Source organism: Cytobacillus sp. SAFR-174, from assembly GCF_051964675.1.
Lineage (GTDB): Bacteria > Bacillota > Bacilli > Bacillales > Cytobacillaceae > Cytobacillus.
This window is the reverse complement of the sequence record NZ_JBQCMZ010000010.1, coordinates 42,321-57,146: the sequence shown is the minus strand read 5'-3', so window position 1 is coordinate 57,146 and position 14,826 is coordinate 42,321. Positions and strand designations below refer to the sequence as shown.

Annotated in this window: 14 protein-coding genes; 3 read left to right on the top strand and 11 right to left on the bottom strand. The window is 39.8% G+C overall.

The window, feature by feature from the left end; all coding sequences use genetic code 11:
• Positions 1-47: 47 nt before the first annotated feature.
• On the top strand, positions 48-1,961 hold the full coding sequence (locus ACTHRG_RS12020; protein WP_076258244.1) for an alkaline phosphatase family protein: 1,914 nt from the start codon (positions 48-50) through the stop codon (positions 1,959-1,961).
• A gap of 79 nt (positions 1,962-2,040) precedes the next feature.
• On the opposite strand, the gene ACTHRG_RS12015 is transcribed toward ACTHRG_RS12020, so the two are convergent.
• The 11 genes from ACTHRG_RS12015 to ACTHRG_RS11965 all read right to left on the bottom strand — a co-directional run bounded on the left by ACTHRG_RS12015 (position 2,041) and on the right by ACTHRG_RS11965 (position 13,029).
• Complete coding sequence (locus tag ACTHRG_RS12015) at positions 2,041-3,504, bottom strand: PAS domain-containing sensor histidine kinase (RefSeq protein ID WP_076258241.1); 1,464 nt, start codon at positions 3,502-3,504, stop codon at positions 2,041-2,043.
• 535 nt (positions 3,505-4,039) lie between these two features.
• A complete protein-coding gene (locus ACTHRG_RS12010; protein WP_076258239.1) occupies positions 4,040-4,537 on the bottom strand; it encodes a hypothetical protein in 498 nt (165 codons plus the stop codon).
• Positions 4,538-4,545: 8 nt separating this feature from the next.
• On the bottom strand, positions 4,546-4,803 hold the full coding sequence (locus tag ACTHRG_RS12005; RefSeq protein ID WP_076258237.1) for an ECs_2282 family putative zinc-binding protein: 258 nt from the start codon (positions 4,801-4,803) through the stop codon (positions 4,546-4,548).
• Between the two features lie 151 nt (positions 4,804-4,954).
• Positions 4,955-5,764 (bottom strand): hypothetical protein, encoded by an 810-nt coding sequence (locus tag ACTHRG_RS12000; RefSeq protein ID WP_076258235.1) that lies wholly within the window; start codon positions 5,762-5,764, stop codon positions 4,955-4,957.
• Positions 5,765-5,842: 78 nt separating this feature from the next.
• A complete protein-coding gene (locus ACTHRG_RS11995) occupies positions 5,843-6,976 on the bottom strand; it encodes a helix-turn-helix domain-containing protein (protein ID WP_076258233.1) in 1,134 nt (377 codons plus the stop codon).
• Between the two features lie 30 nt (positions 6,977-7,006).
• The gene (locus tag ACTHRG_RS11990) at positions 7,007-7,693 is read right to left on the bottom strand and encodes a hypothetical protein (protein ID WP_076258231.1); all 687 of its coding nucleotides are present in this window, start codon (positions 7,691-7,693) and stop codon (positions 7,007-7,009) included.
• A gap of 1,066 nt (positions 7,694-8,759) precedes the next feature.
• Positions 8,760-10,136, bottom strand: a complete 1,377-nt coding sequence (gene rlmD, locus ACTHRG_RS11985) for a 23S rRNA (uracil(1939)-C(5))-methyltransferase RlmD (protein WP_076258222.1) — start codon at positions 10,134-10,136, stop codon at positions 8,760-8,762.
• 301 nt (positions 10,137-10,437) lie between these two features.
• A complete protein-coding gene (locus ACTHRG_RS11980) occupies positions 10,438-11,373 on the bottom strand; it encodes a diacylglycerol kinase (protein ID WP_076258221.1) in 936 nt (311 codons plus the stop codon).
• Positions 11,374-11,626: 253 nt separating this feature from the next.
• Positions 11,627-12,244, bottom strand: a complete 618-nt coding sequence (locus tag ACTHRG_RS11975) for a TetR/AcrR family transcriptional regulator (protein ID WP_076258220.1) — start codon at positions 12,242-12,244, stop codon at positions 11,627-11,629.
• Between the two features lie 49 nt (positions 12,245-12,293).
• Positions 12,294-12,551, bottom strand: coding sequence for a hypothetical protein (locus ACTHRG_RS11970; RefSeq protein WP_076258219.1), 258 nt, complete (start codon positions 12,549-12,551; stop codon positions 12,294-12,296).
• Between the two features lie 118 nt (positions 12,552-12,669).
• Entirely contained in the window at positions 12,670-13,029 is a 360-nt protein-coding gene (locus tag ACTHRG_RS11965) for a hypothetical protein (RefSeq protein WP_076258218.1), read from the bottom strand.
• Positions 13,030-13,392: 363 nt separating this feature from the next.
• Here ACTHRG_RS11965 and plsY point away from each other — a divergent pair, with 363 nt between their 5' ends.
• Positions 13,393-14,019 (top strand): glycerol-3-phosphate 1-O-acyltransferase PlsY, encoded by a 627-nt coding sequence (plsY, locus tag ACTHRG_RS11960; RefSeq protein WP_335449889.1) that lies wholly within the window; start codon positions 13,393-13,395, stop codon positions 14,017-14,019.
• A 102-nt stretch (positions 14,020-14,121) separates the two neighbouring features.
• On the top strand, positions 14,122-14,781 hold the full coding sequence (locus ACTHRG_RS11955) for a DUF421 domain-containing protein (RefSeq protein WP_076258214.1): 660 nt from the start codon (positions 14,122-14,124) through the stop codon (positions 14,779-14,781).
• Positions 14,782-14,826 lie beyond the last annotated feature (45 nt).

Here is a 14,826-nt window from a genome sequence, read left to right as displayed (position 1 = left end):
GGGAATAAGCTCTTGTACCAATTTACTTACATCTTGGAGGAAACATAATGAATAAGCACTATTTTTATATAGTTATTTTATTAATAGGATCGATTGTATTTCCTTCCTCAGGATATACAGAGGATTCTAAGAAGGAAAACAAGGTTGTACTGATTTCCTTTGATGGAATGAGAAACGACCTGGCAAAAGAGTTTGTAAAGGACGGCAAGCTTCCTCATATTAAGTCACTTATGGAGAACGGAGTAGCCGCCAAGGATTCCAAGACTGTAACCCCCTCTCTGACCGCACCATCACATGCGGCAATTGCTTCAGGTGCAGTTCCATCGGAAACCGGCATGGTCAGCAATAAATGGCAGGACCCCAACAAGGAATTGGCCAATGGAGAAAGCGCTTTTCATCAGCCGCTTGATAAAAGCCCGCTTTGGGCAGAAGCCAAAAAGAATGGCAAAACAACAGCAACCGTGCTGTTTCCCGGGTCAAACCCTGATGCAGGCGAACAGGCTGATTATGCAGTTTATTATGGTGAAACCTGGGCAGAAAGCTCTCTGGATAAGCTTCAGTTCAAAAAAACAGAGAGCTGGGAGCACACCGAAAACAGCTTTAGCCCTGCAAAAGAAGCTGCAGTGAAGCTGCCATTGAAAAAAGCAAAGAATAAAGAGATCTATATATTAGCTTTAGACACTTCGGATGATGGAAAAACCGGCTATAACCGCTTCATTTTTTCGGAAAACCGTTCGGCAGACTCCGAAGATGTTATCGTCAATGCCAATGAATGGGGGTCAATTCCTGTTGAAGCTGACGGTGAATCTGCAGGGTTCTGGTTTAAGCTGAAAACTGATGCCAGCCTTGAGAAAGCGAGCATTTACCGTACTGCCGTTACGTCAGCCCTCATTGAAGGTCCAGAAGGATTTGAAGAGGAGCTTCTATCGGAATTCGGCTTTTTCCCCGTCCAGGATGATACAAAGGCTTTTGAAAAAAAGTGGATTACTCGGGAAGAGTACGAGGAAATTGGTTCGCGTTTTGTCCGCTGGGCAACTGATGTGTCTCTTTATATTAAAGAAAAATACCAGCCCGATCTGCTGATGTTTTACACACCCCAGATTGATTATGAATCACATCATTTTCTGCTGGCAGATCCGCGGCAGCCCGGGTATTCAGAGGGAAATTCCCAAAGACATTCGAAATACATTGAATGGGCCTACAAGCTTGCAGATGATGTAGTAGGACAGACGATGGACAGCCTTAGCGAAGAAGACCACCTTCTTGTGGTATCTGATCACGGCATGGAGCCAGTCCACACCATTCTGGCTCCAAACACACTTCTGAAAGAAGCAGGTCTTTTAAAAACAGATAAAAAAGGCAGAGTGGATGAGGAGAAGTCCAAAGCAATGGCTGTAGCCAGCGGATCAGCTGCCCAAATATATCTGAATGAAAACCTCTCCAAAAGAGAAAAGGAAAAGGCTGCAGACCAAGTGTTGAAACTCTTTAGCGAATATAAAATCAAATCCGAATTTAAGACAAAAATCCTAAAGGGCTATTTGGGTGAAGCCGGTGATTTCCTCGCCGAAGGAAAGTTCAGCCAATTTAATCAAACGGCAAAGCATTTTTCCAATTACCTCTTTAGGAAAGAAGAAAAGCCTTATCAGATTGCCTATGATAATAAAAAAGAGAATAAGCACCCTAATCAGGGAGACATATTGCTGCTTGGTGCAAGAGGCTATATGATGGGCAGCAGCTTAACAAGCCCCCAAATGCCGGCAATAGAACTCGGCAGCCATGGCGGCAGCCCTGATCGGAAAGAACTTAAGGCTGTATTCTTTGCACAAGGCCCTTCTTTTAAAAATGACAGCCGAATTGGCTCGATTACCGTACTGGATATCGCCCCAACCGTTTATAAACTGCTGGAGATACCGGCTCCTGACTTTTTGGAGGGGAAAGTTCTAAAAGATGCTTTAGAATAAAAACACGGCCTTGCTATGTGCTGCAAGGCCGTGTTTCATTTTTTAAAAAAACCACACCTAAAGAGATGGGCAGAACAAACTATATACAATCCAATTCTACAGTCACCGTAGTTCCTTCACCTATAAAACTATCGATAGTCATCAGCCCTTGATGTTCCTGTATAATCTTGTTGCTGACTGTGAGCCCCAGACCGATTCCTTTATCTTTTGTTGTATAAAAAGGTGTCCCAAGATGCTTAAGCATTTCATCATCAATGCCTGCCCCTTCATCTGCAAAAGCAATCCTTACACGCCCGCTCTCTATTTGCTGCGTGCTGACATATACATTTCCTCCGTTTGGCATAGCTTCAATCGCATTTTTTAAAAAGTTCACAAACACTTGCTTCAGCTGAGGAGGTGAACATAACAGCATAATATCATTCTCACTATGTTTGAGATGAATCTGGACATTATGAAGCAGTGCCTGCGGATGAAGCACCTTAATCGTACTTTCCAGAATAGACATTAAGTTTCCTTTCTCAAACTCGATTGCCTGAGGCTTTGCCAAAGACATGAACTCATTGACAATGATATCAATTCGATCAAGCTCTTCCATAATAATGGAAAGATAATTATCCTGTTTTTCCTGATTAATGCTTGATTGGAGCAGTTTTGAAAAACCTTTTAAAGAAGTCAGCGGGTTCCTGATTTCGTGGGCAACCCCTGCAGCAAGCTGTCCAATAATGGAAAGGCGATCCAAATTCCTCAAAACAGCATCATTATTCACTCTGTCAGTTATATTTCTGCCTACTGCCACAAATAATTCAATTTCACCCCTATCGTTGAAAATAGGGGAAATGCTAGCCTCTACGAAAACGACATCACCATTGGCCGTATTCATTTTTGTCTCAAGGAGCTGAGGCTCTCCTGTTTTAAGCAGGTTTTGAGAGACCTTGTTAAACTTTTCCCTCTCTTCCTCTGAATATATGAAAGTGGTGCAGGACTTCCCCACAAGCTGCAGCGGCGAATATCCCAATACTTTTTCATGAGATGGGGATGCATAAATCACCGTTTGTTCCCTTGTGAAGACCTTGATCATATCTGTCGTATTCTTCGTAATTAAGTCATACAGTTCCCTGGTTTTTCTTAATTCCCTCTCCATACTTTTAAACTCTGTCATATCACGGAATATAGCCAGAACAGCTATGATTTTTCCCTTGGAATTTCTGAAAGGAGAATAGGAAACCGATATATCCAGAATCGAACCATCCTGATGATAGCGCTGTGTGATCACATTGCTGTAAACCTTCCCCAGCTTGACCAGTTTTATAATCTTCTTCACTTCTTCCAGATTCTGAAAATCGGTAAATTTCCTGCCGATAACCTGCGCTTCGGTATAGCCAAAAATCACCGTATACATATGATTGACCCTTATAAAACGGTTTTCCATATCAATGATGGCAACCCCATCTGCCGTACAATTCAGGAACAAATCGAGCAATTCATCAGGATTGGAATATATCGATTCACCATCATTACCAAGGATCGGGAAATCATTGACCATTAACCTCACCCCATTTAATAACTCTATAAACTATATTTTACAGAATTATATGAAAAAAAGTATGAGGATTCTTTAGAGCTCAATAAAAAAAAGCAGCTTTCCCTCAGGTCAGCTGCCCTCTTTCTGTACTCCCGTAAAAAACTCCCACAGAAATCACCCCATCGAAACCCGCATTCCTTCGTTTTCGAGATCGAAAAAAGTCATCCGAATTCTCCTTCTCCCGCTCCTTCCCCCCTCTTTTCATGCTTTTTCTCACGCTTTTCTCCCTCTTTTTTTTCACGCTTTTTCTCCAACTCGAAAAAAGTTTTCCGACTGACTCAAAAAGAAAAAGGCTTATCCCGTAAGGGATAACCCTGGTTTTATCACGCTTTTTTTCCGAAATCTTTTTTCTCACTCAAAGGAGAAATCGGAAAGGTTTTTTGTGACGGGTTAGGAATTTTAATTTTTAGTTACATAGAAGATTTAAGGGTTAAGGTTAAAGGTATAAGATTTCTCCTTTATTTGTATTCAAATTAGTTCAATGGAAATAAAGAACTTACACTGTTAATATTTGCTCCTTTGAATACTTTGTACCTTTTTCACCTTCCCATGTAGTAGTGATCGTAAATTTTCTTGGTGTACCCATATGCACAATCACATGTTCTTCAAAACTTTTCCCTGGTTCAAGAAACTCGTATGGAACTTTGTCTCTCCATATTACGCCGTTATATTCAGGTGGAATTTCATAATCGACATTATAAGCTGTAGCTTTACCAGAATTCCAAACTTTGAGTTTGTATTTGTTCTTGGCTATATTCACTATTCGAGCATCGACACATGCTTTACTGGCTTGTTCTCGTTCTTTTTCCTTTTCCTCTATCGCATATCTCTTTAGTTTCTCCTCTAATTCATTGAGCCTATCCCTTATCTTATTTGCTTTCCTGGAATCTCTAAAGGATAGGATGGATAATAGGATAGCTATTGATGGAAAGCCGTATTTCACAATGTCGACAAAAATCTCTTTAAACTTTAACCACAGTTCGATTGAATCCATAAAGCCTCCTACTTAAACAACTTCTTGAAATCCTTCTGGAGTTGTTTAACAATTTCTTCTTTAAAGTCTTCGACATTAGCCTCAATTACCTCGCTGTTATCTTCAAAAAGTTGTTCTTTTGTTGTTACCCTCCCACAATCCGAACACTTAACCTCTGCTTCATCAGGGGCATCCTGTATATCTTCGATTGATTCGTCAACACATGAAAATTGGTCATTTCCACACACAACACACTTTAGGGTCACAATTTTTTCCATATCCTTCATTGACACTAACCTCCTATAAATCAATGTTTCCGAACCAGAACAACCATAAAAACTTGGCCACTTTTAAGCATAATTCATAAAAAAATCTACAATCTGTTTTTAAATTGTTTTAACTCTTCGTCTGCTATCATTGCCTCAATTGATTTGGAATTTAGCAATGTTTTTCATTTTTTCTTACTTCTTCATTAATTTTTGTGATTTGGTTTTCACTTATTGTGTAATTCCTCGATTCTTCTATTCTATGATTTAAAAATTCTCCAAACCCTTTAACAGCGCAAACCTGAGGGATTTTTATAGTTCCTCTTTTTACAATCTTAGTTTTATCCCAACCTCTCATATTATTGGGATAAATATGTGAAACTATAATAATACCTGGTAACTTGGTATATACAAATAATGTATCTTTTCCATTTGACGCAATTGTACTGTCAATTGATCTTAATAAATACATATTGGGTTTATCAGGCAATGTTAGATTGTCACCAACCGTTGCTATTGTATCTAAGAAGAACATATGGTGGGCATAAGAACCAACATTGTTACTGTTACCAAGTAAAAACTCTCTCCATATTGCAGATGCGGTATCTAAATGACTCAATAGAAAATCGGGAATCTCTTTTGCAGTATCTTTTTGGGTAGTAATTATTCTCCATTGAACGGAAATGACAAAATATATTAACCATATATTATAATCAAATCGTTTTTCTCCATCTTGAAATGGTTTAAAAATTTTTTCTGCAAATAATTTTTCACTTTTTGAAAATAGTTGTTCGCAATCATTGCATAATAAAGGTAATTTCGTTATATCTTGCTGTCTCCTATCAGCATTCTTTGTTTCACGTAAATAGCCAGTTGCCGATGTATCTTTCAGCCACTTTCCAACAAACTTTGGAATTATATGACTTGCTTTTAATGGCTTTTTTTCTTTGCAAAGGAAACATTCACTTGTACCCGTTACCATTAAAATTCATCCTTTCCAGCATCAGAAATAAAATATCCATTACTCCCTTCTTCAATCTATTGGTGTTAAATTTATTCATTACTTTTTAACTAACCTTATAGTTGGCTCAGGTTCCTTGAAATTCAAAGTACCTCTATTCAAGTTACACAACATCTCAATATACTCTTGTGGAACTGCCATTTCTTGAATCAACTGCAATTCATTTTTTACATTGTTTTCAAGCAACATGAGGATGCTTTTCTTTAGTACAACAGGCTGTTGAAGAGGAAATACATCATCAAGAGGTTCTTTCGTTCTAATTTTTTTCATAGACATTTGTTTCTGTAAAGAGGTGTACCGACTTTCATCAATTAGCCCTAAATCGAAACATCTATATATCATTGCTCCCATAGACACATTCCAATATTTTTTCAACTCAATAAAGTGTAGCAAAGAAGTTGATGTCACCGTCTTTGCAAAGGCCTCTGCAGGTAATAAAAAGGCAGAAGCGAAGCGGTGTGCTTGGTTCTCCATTTGTTTGAATTCAAGTTTATTTAGCACTTCTTGATTGTCAATATCCTTATGCATTAGAATATGTCCTAACTCATGCCCTGCATCGAATTGCCTTCTAAAAGCAGATTGTTTATCATTCCCAAGAAATATAAACGGTCTTCCTTTTCTATGCTGGCAGAAAGCATCTACCTTTTGGCTATCCGTATCTACAGAGAAGACCATAATCCCATTTCGCTCTATTAAATGGACAATATTAGGGATTGGCTTATCACCAATACCCCAATATTCACGTAAATTTTTTGCCAACTTCTCAATGGATTCATTATCCCATTCATTATCGAACTCAGTTATGTCTGGCAGATTCAGTTCTGGAAACTCAATATAGTCAAATAAATACTCGTAAATATATCCAGCCAAGAGGGTTTTGTTTAGCTGAGTTTCTTTACTTTTTTTTGTAGCTGTAGCATTCGCCCTAAAAAACGTATTACCAACAAACTGATCCTTATAATCTTTATAAAAAAAGTTTTTCGGGAATTTTAGAGTATTGATTATAGCCATCATTGTTTCAGATTTAGGCGTATAATCTCCAAGTTCAAATTGGGATATCGCTTGCTTTGAAATGTGGAGCTGTTCAGCAAGTTCACTGATTGATAACCCCCGTATTAAACGAGCCTCCCTTAGCCTTTTTGGATTAAATTTCAATTCTTGATCAGTATTCATATACTTTTACTCCCAACTATTTACGTAAATCTATGATGACGTACTATTTTTTAGTTTTAAGACAATTTCATCGTCTGCCGTTGTAGTTTTTAATGTAACTTTAATATCTTCCAGGTTATGGCTATTTAGACCAAAGAGACTGCCAGTTGTAAGATTAATATCATCTGTAATGTCTTCTTTAAAAATCCAATCTTCCTGGTCTGGTCTTAAAGCTCCCTCAAAAACAATATCGCTCTTGCTATCATAGCAAACGATGATGCCAAAAGGCTGATTAGCCTCGCCTAAAAATAGCGATCCTTGATATACAGGGACATCTTTCAACAATTCATCTTGTGGAACCCCCATATCCAAAAGGCGATTCAAGTTGGCAGATGAAAATTCTTTTCTATAGCCACTCGGACTCATTATATATTTGCTTTTAGGCAATTTAGAAAGTAGGATGAATATGTTTCTTACGGTATCATGAATTGCAATATATGGGTGAAATCCAGCAATCTTGGGATAAACTTTCATTTGTGTGTGAGGATTCTGTTCTATCATTCTCAAAACATGCTCGTTTATTAAATCAGATAGCAAATGAGGAGTGTGCTTCTTGGTGACTGTGTTTGGGATTGATTGGGTTGACTCTCGAAACGCTTCCTTGCTATTCTTAATTCCTTGAAGGATTAAGTATCTCTGTTCAGGACTCAACATACATTCTTTTATTTTAGAATTCATTAACTCACTCTCCACTCCATAATCTACCATTATTATTTACTTTTTTGTCTAATTAGTCAAGTTTCATATTCAAATAAAATTAAAATGTAAAGTTATTTAGATTTCAACATGGTTTTACTATTAAAAAAATGTCAAGACATCATGCCTGAACATCACAATCCAAGTAATATATGATTTTATGTACATCCTTCTAATCAACTGCTCATTACTTATAGAGGTACACTTCAATCTTCTTTACATATTTTTAAAATTCTGTAGTGATTATCATATTTTTTCCTAAGTCTTGATAGATTGGTATATCCAAATCGGATCACCAACATTGGGTCTTGGAAAGTTATTTTTGTGCAAGAGTCGGTATTTTTAATTTCATATATGTTTTAAATAATATATCAGTTTTTCTTTCTCGCTTTATTACATATTCAACAAGGCTTGTTTTTTGTTTAATCAAACGTTCGATTAAACAAAAAACTGAGAAAACGACTGATGGTATGTCTACCGAATTATCAGGGTTATGTCATACCTTATAGTTTTGTCTCCCGCTTTTCCTCGATTGTTGATAGGTCGGGGATAACTGGCTTTTTCTCACTCTTTTTATAAAAATGATTATTCTCGGTGTGGATAAACTGTGGAAAAGTCTGTTTTAACAAATAAGGGTTTTATTCTTCAGTTACACAATTCTGTTTTTCTCTTTGCTACCTTAACCCTTAACAAAAAAGAGAAAATACGTTAGTTTTTCGTCTTTTTGCTATCTACTATGGACTCCCGCAAAATTCCCTTCCGAAATCACCTACCCAAACCCGCATTCCACCGAAGTTCGAAAAAAGTCTTCCGAATTCTCCTTCTCCCGCTCCTTCCCACTCTTTTTCACACTTTTCTTCACGCTATTTCCCCTCTTTTTTTCACGCTTTTTCTTTAAATCGAAAAGAGTCTTCCGTTTGACTCAAAAAGAAAAAGGCTTATCCCGTAAGGGATAGCCCTGTCTTTCTCACGCTTTTTTGCGAGATCTTTATTCTCACTTGATGGAGAAATCGGATAGGTTTATTGTGTTGTCGGTAAGAAACTTTGGTCAGTTACATTTCCATTCCAATCCCGCGACTGCTTCACAATGCATAGTCTGCGGGAACATGTCCACAGGCTGCACTTCGATGGTTTTATATCCGCCATCCTCCAAAATACGCAGATCCCTTGCCAATGTTCCCGGATTGCAGGATACATAGACGACTTTCTTTGGCTTCATACTTAAGATGGTTTTCAAAAGGGCTTCATCACAGCCCTTTCTCGGCGGGTCAACGACCAGCACATCTGCCATGTTCCCCTTTTTATACCATTCAGGAATTACTTCTTCTGCTTTCCCCACTGCGAATGAAGCATTTGTCATCCGGTTCAGTTCCGCATTCCTCTTCGCATCCTCAATGGCTTCCGGCACGATTTCAACACCGAACACTTCTTTTGCTTTCTGTGCCAGGAAAAGAGAGATGGTGCCAATACCGCAGTACGCATCGATAACTTTTTCTTCACCGCTCAAATCCGCATATTCCAATGCCTTATCATATAAAACCTTCGTTTGCTCCGGATTCACTTGATAAAAGGAGCGTGCTGAAATCGCAAATTTGATATCGCCAATAAAATCATAGATCACTTCTTCGCCCCAAAGGACTCGTGTAACATCTCCCATGATCACATTTGTCTTCCGCGAATTCACGTTATGGACGATGGATTTAACACCTTCGATGCTTGATGCAATCTCTTCCGCAATCTTTTGCTTATGCGGAAGCTCGTTCGTCCTGGTAACAAGAACAATCATCACTTCGCCGGACGCAAGCCCATAGCGCGCCATCACGTGGCGGAGCTCGCCTTTATGCCTGCCTTCATCATAAGCGCGAACACCATAGCGGCCGCAAATTTCCTTTACCTTTTGAACAACCTCATCATTTTTTTCCTGCTGAATGAGACATTCCTTCATATCGATGATCTGGTGGGTGCGCTGCTGGTAAAACCCGCCGATCAGACCGCCCTCCTGCTCTCCAATCGGAACCTGCGCTTTATTTCTGTAGCGCCACGGATCCTTCATGCCGAGAACCGGATGCACCTTGACGCCCTCAAGCTTCCCGATTCTTTCCAGAACATCTCTGACCTGTTTTTCCTTGGCGAGAAGCTGGCCTTCATAGCTCAGGTGCTGCAGCTGACATCCGCCGCATTCCTTATAAATCGGGCAGGGTGCTTCTACCCGGTATGGGCTGCTTTCGTATGTCTCGATCAGGCGCCCAAATCCATATCCCTTATTCACCTTAATCACTTTTACCTTTGCTCTCTCACCGGGAAGCCCATCCGGCACAAAAAGCGGATAACCGTCCACCTTTGCCACTCCTGCCCCTTCATGGGTCAAATCCTCAAATGTAACATCTATATAATCATTTTTCTGCACAGGTAATGTTCTGCTCATCATTTTCTTCCTTTTCAGCTTAATTCCGTGACCTTTTTTGACTAGACAGATTGTATCATAAAACAGGGGTAAATACGAAATGGATATCTTTCGGATTCTGAATCTTTGCATAGCCTGGAGCATGCCTATTAGCAGATTCTAACCCTTTATTTGCATATTTTCCGGTCTATTTGCAAGGTTTCCATATCTATTTGCTCTTTCACTCTTCTATTGGCAGGAATACTTTTCTATTTGAATCGTTCACAACTTCATGTGTTTTCGCAAAATTAAAAGCCCGCCCTGTAATAGAGCGGACTTCCTATTATTCGCGGGAGCTTTCCCAATCGGTGGGACGGTCTTCTTCACGAATCTGGTCAATAGGGACAAATACTTCCAAATGTCTGTACAGGTTTACGAATTCGGCAGGAAGCAGCCCGCCAAATTCACCGTCAAGATTGAGCTGTACTTTCTCTTTGGAGTGCACTTTAATGCGATTTGCCTGCGTGTAGATGACGTTCGGATCCTTTACATGCTCACCCCGGACTGCCATTGTCGCGATCCGGATAAAATCGGCGAGGTTGGTTTTCTTTAAAATCAGCAGGGAAAATAGCCCGTCATTAATACAGGAATCCGGCGCAAGCTTCTCAAACCCGCCGACTGAATTTGTCAGACCGACAAGGAAAAGCATGACCTCACCCTCAAAGATTTTGCCATCAAACTCGATGCTCACTTCAGTTGAACGGATTGAAGGCAGCATTTCAATTCCCTTTAGGTAATAGGCAAGCTGGCCAATCATGGTTTTAAGCTTGCTTGGCACCTCGTAAGTCAGCTCTGTCAGCCTTCCTCCACCGGCAATATTAATAAAATATTTATCATTTATGCGGCCAATATCAACAGGAATGGTATCTCCTTTTACAATGATATCTGCTGCCGCTTCCACATCTCTTGGAATATGGAGAGCACGGGCAAAATCATTGGTTGTGCCCGTTGGGATAATGCCGAGGCGAGGACGGTAATCCTGTTCGGCGAGTCCATTTACAACCTCATTAATCGTACCGTCTCCGCCTGCTGCAACGACCAGGTCGAATCGGCGTTCAACAGCTGTCCGGGCAGCTTTAATCGCATCCCCTTCACCTGTGGTGGCGTGGCATGAGGTTTCATAGCCAGCTCTCTCCAATTTTTGCAAAACCTCTGCTAAATGTCTCTTAAAAATTTCCCGGCCTGAAGTCGGATTATAAATAATTCTTGCTCTTTTCATAGCCCATCATCCTATTATTGAAATATCTAAACTTAATCCTCTTTATTCCATCTTTTTACATCATAGCGAATAGTCCACGGCTTAGCAATTATTCACTGCTATCCGTTTCTATTCTATTCACTTCCTGCTATTTTCACAAGTAGTCAGATGCACAAATGAATTATACCCTCATTAGGCAAAAAAGTATCGTAATTAAGTTATATTTCTTGGCCTGTTGATCTAAAATCATCATTAGCCAGGATAAGGCAGAGCATTATTCCTGTTTCAGGTCCTGCAAAACAAGGCTCTTAACATAGTCAATAATGGTTCTATATGGATATTCATCATTGATTACTCTATGAAGCATGGCCCCGTCCATAAAAGTCCAGAACAATCCCGCTACATGATTTGGGTCTGCAGCGGAACGGAATTCCCCGGCATCCTGTCCTTCCTCCATAATATCTGTTATCAGCTTTAAAAAGAACTTCTTTCCCCGTTCATTGAGGATTCGATTCAGGTTCTCATCTCTTGAGGAATGCAGCGTAAATTCCAGCTGCACAGTTATTCTGTCTTTTCGTTCCTCGCTGAATGGGCTCATATCCCTGTACAAGTCAAACAGGTATTCAAGTTTCTCTTCCGCGGAGGATAACATGGATATTTTCTCTGCAAGTCTTGCATTAGCTGATTCTGTCTGCTCATTCAACAGCTCCAAATAGATTTCTTCCTTGCTTTTAAAATAATTATAGATGGCTCCCTTGCTTATTCCTGAGTAGGCGACTATATCATCTATGGTTGCTGCCTGAAATCCTTTTTTGGCAAAACAGGCCAAGGCGCCAGACAGGATCTCTTTCTTTTTTTTCCGTTTATATTCCTCTGATACAATAGGCGGCAATTCTGTCCCTCCAAGGCAACTGATTTATTCTCTTTCAGTTATGCATTTATCAGCAGCACTTTCGGCTGATTTCACTGTCTTTCAGAACTTCTTCTATATACAGGCTGGCATGTTCACTCGTGATTTCCGTGCTTTCCTCCGCCAATCCCGCTCTTATCAAGTCTTCTTTCATTTTAGCGAGAAATAAATCTCTGATAGCTGCTGAACGGCACGGCTGCAGCTGCGCTGCCAAATCCCAAATCCATTGCTCAAGATGGACACTCTTGCTCTTTTTTTGCATTTCCTGCGGAACCTGCCTTCTTCCCATATCTCCCACTCCCCAGGTATTGTAATTAAAATAAACTGATCGGTCTTTTTTATTGTAAGTATTTTTATATGAATTTTCAAATTTTTTAATGTAAAAAACTCCTAACTTCGGTTAAGAGTTACTCCTGATCTATTTGATTTTTCTCCCGGTACATGGTTACTAATCCCCCAATAAGCACAAAGCAGGCGAAGGCAAGAGGGAACCAGCGCTCAAACCAGGAGGCTTTAGGAGGAAGCCCACTCTGTTCCTGAGAAGCTTCTTCGGGGGTTCCGCCTGCAATCTGAGCCATAACAAGATTGGTAAAGGCCTCTTCCCCTGGCATTGCGGGCAAGGAGTACTCCTCCTCTTCCATCGCTTCGAGGTATACTTCCAGACATTGATCACATATATAGAGATGATCTTCATAGAGTTCACGCTCAGGTTCAGAAAGCTCATTTTTCGAATATTTCCGCCATTCCTCTAATGAAAAATGCTCCATGAAAATCATCTCCTTCCAATGTTCCTTACAGGGAGTGCTTTGAAGCACAAATAATATCCTGCAGGGTATTATTTTTATCAAACATATCCTTAAAACTATTCGAATAACATGCTTTCTTTTTGAGTGCCGAAACAATCATAATTTAGAGGAAAGAATAATTCAATACCTTTTTTATAATAATCTCTCACTAAAAAAGTTACAGAATTTTCTATTCCGGATAATGATTAATTCTCCCTTTTCACTAAACCATTATATGGTAAACTGTAAGCAATGACTACATGCAGAGGAGGCTAGTAAAAAAATTTCAAATAAAGGACAACTCTAAATAACAATTGAATATATTGATGAAAAAGGATGAATACGATGACTCTTCTTATTTACCTGGCAGCATACTTGATAGGATCAATTCCTACTGCCTTATTGTTTGGCAAATTTGCCTTTGGAATTGACATTCGTGATCATGGCAGCAATAATCCTGGTGCGACTAATACATTAAGGGTTCTTGGCAAGAAAGCGGCTATTGTGGTTCTGCTGGTGGATGTGAGCAAGGGTGCTGCAGCTGCGGCAATTCCTGTGATTCTGAACGCTGAGGCTGATCCGCTAATAGTCGGGATGGTTGCAGTTGCCGGCCACTGCTTTCCGGTCTTTGCAGGATTCCGCGGAGGAAAAGCCATCGCAACCACCGCAGGTGTATTGCTTTCTGTAAATATTTGGATGTTTTTAATCGCCTATATTTCTTTTGTCGCTGTCATTTTCCTAACGAAGTATGTATTTTTTGGCTCTTTATCAGTGGGTGGATCCTTGCTTATCTATTCCTTATTTACTGAAGGCACTGAACATGAACTTATCTTTTCTATTTTCCTATTATTTCTGATTTTCCTGCATCGTTCGAACATTAATAACTTTATTGATAATAAGGAGCCTAAAATCAATGATAAGCGCTTAAAAGATGACCGCATCCCTCCAAGAGATGATAAAAAGCGTGCTTAATTGAAACCCGGACCCTGCATTCGGGTTTTTTTATTATTTTTCACATGAAAGCAGCTCTTTAAGCAAAACCTTTGAATAAAGTGCGTTCGAAGGAGCTTGCATATGTTCTTGATCTTAAAAATAGCGAGTCTTTACTTAATCACAATCATGATTATGAGACTGATGGGGAAATCGACGATTATCCAGATGACTCCTTATGACCTTGTCGCTATCATTATCGTTGGCACAGTGGCTTCTGAGCCTCTCATTAGCACAAAATACGGGCCAACATTAGCAGCATTGGCCATTCTGGTAGGCCTTCACATTCTCTTCTCTTATTTGACTTTAAACCAAATTGGCAACCGATTTTTTCTTGGTGAGCCGACGATGCTGATTAAAAATGGTGAAATCCTGGAAGACAATCTGGAAAAGTCCCATCTTTCCATGTCTCAGCTGCTGTCCATTTTAAGAAGCAAAGGCTACCCGAAGATTGCGGATGTTGATTACGCTATTCTCGAGCCAATCGGTGAAGTGAGCATCATACCGAAAGTGGCCAATACGCCTGTCACAGTTGAGCATTTAAAGATCCCCATTCAGGATGAGGGGCTCCCGATTGCAGTGATTGTGGATGGCAGGATTCAGACCCGTAACCTCGAGCTGCTCGGACAGACCAAGGATTGGCTTTTAGATCAGCTTCGTCAAAACGATTTGAATGAGAAAGAGATTATGTACGCTTATGTGAATGAAAAGTCAAAGAAGTTGAATATAAACAGACGCAGATAATTTTACAAAATAGGTTTATTGACTGAAATTAAGGGTATTTAACAT

Bases quoted from the DNA above. Each gene is read 5' to 3' on its own strand.
- ACTHRG_RS11995 (WP_076258233.1), bottom strand. From the start codon at position 6,976: ATGAATACTGATCAAGAATTGAAATTTAATCCAAAAAGGCTAAGGGAG.
- ACTHRG_RS11955 (WP_076258214.1), top strand. From the start codon at position 14,122: ATGTTCTTGATCTTAAAAATAGCGAGTCTTTACTTAATCACAATCATG.
- ACTHRG_RS11970 (WP_076258219.1), bottom strand. From the start codon at position 12,551: ATGGGAAGAAGGCAGGTTCCGCAGGAAATGCAAAAAAAGAGCAAGAGT.
- ACTHRG_RS12015 (WP_076258241.1), bottom strand. From the start codon at position 3,504: ATGGTCAATGATTTCCCGATCCTTGGTAATGATGGTGAATCGATATAT.
- ACTHRG_RS12000 (WP_076258235.1), bottom strand. From the start codon at position 5,764: ATGGTAACGGGTACAAGTGAATGTTTCCTTTGCAAAGAAAAAAAGCCA.
- ACTHRG_RS11980 (WP_076258221.1), bottom strand. From the start codon at position 11,373: ATGAAAAGAGCAAGAATTATTTATAATCCGACTTCAGGCCGGGAAATT.
- rlmD (WP_076258222.1), bottom strand. From the start codon at position 10,136: ATGAGCAGAACATTACCTGTGCAGAAAAATGATTATATAGATGTTACA.
- ACTHRG_RS12020 (WP_076258244.1), top strand. From the start codon at position 48: ATGAATAAGCACTATTTTTATATAGTTATTTTATTAATAGGATCGATT.
- plsY (WP_335449889.1), top strand. From the start codon at position 13,393: ATGACTCTTCTTATTTACCTGGCAGCATACTTGATAGGATCAATTCCT.
- ACTHRG_RS12005 (WP_076258237.1), bottom strand. From the start codon at position 4,803: ATGAAGGATATGGAAAAAATTGTGACCCTAAAGTGTGTTGTGTGTGGA.
- ACTHRG_RS11965 (WP_076258218.1), bottom strand. From the start codon at position 13,029: ATGGAGCATTTTTCATTAGAGGAATGGCGGAAATATTCGAAAAATGAG.
- ACTHRG_RS11990 (WP_076258231.1), bottom strand. From the start codon at position 7,693: ATGAATTCTAAAATAAAAGAATGTATGTTGAGTCCTGAACAGAGATAC.
- ACTHRG_RS12010 (WP_076258239.1), bottom strand. From the start codon at position 4,537: ATGGATTCAATCGAACTGTGGTTAAAGTTTAAAGAGATTTTTGTCGAC.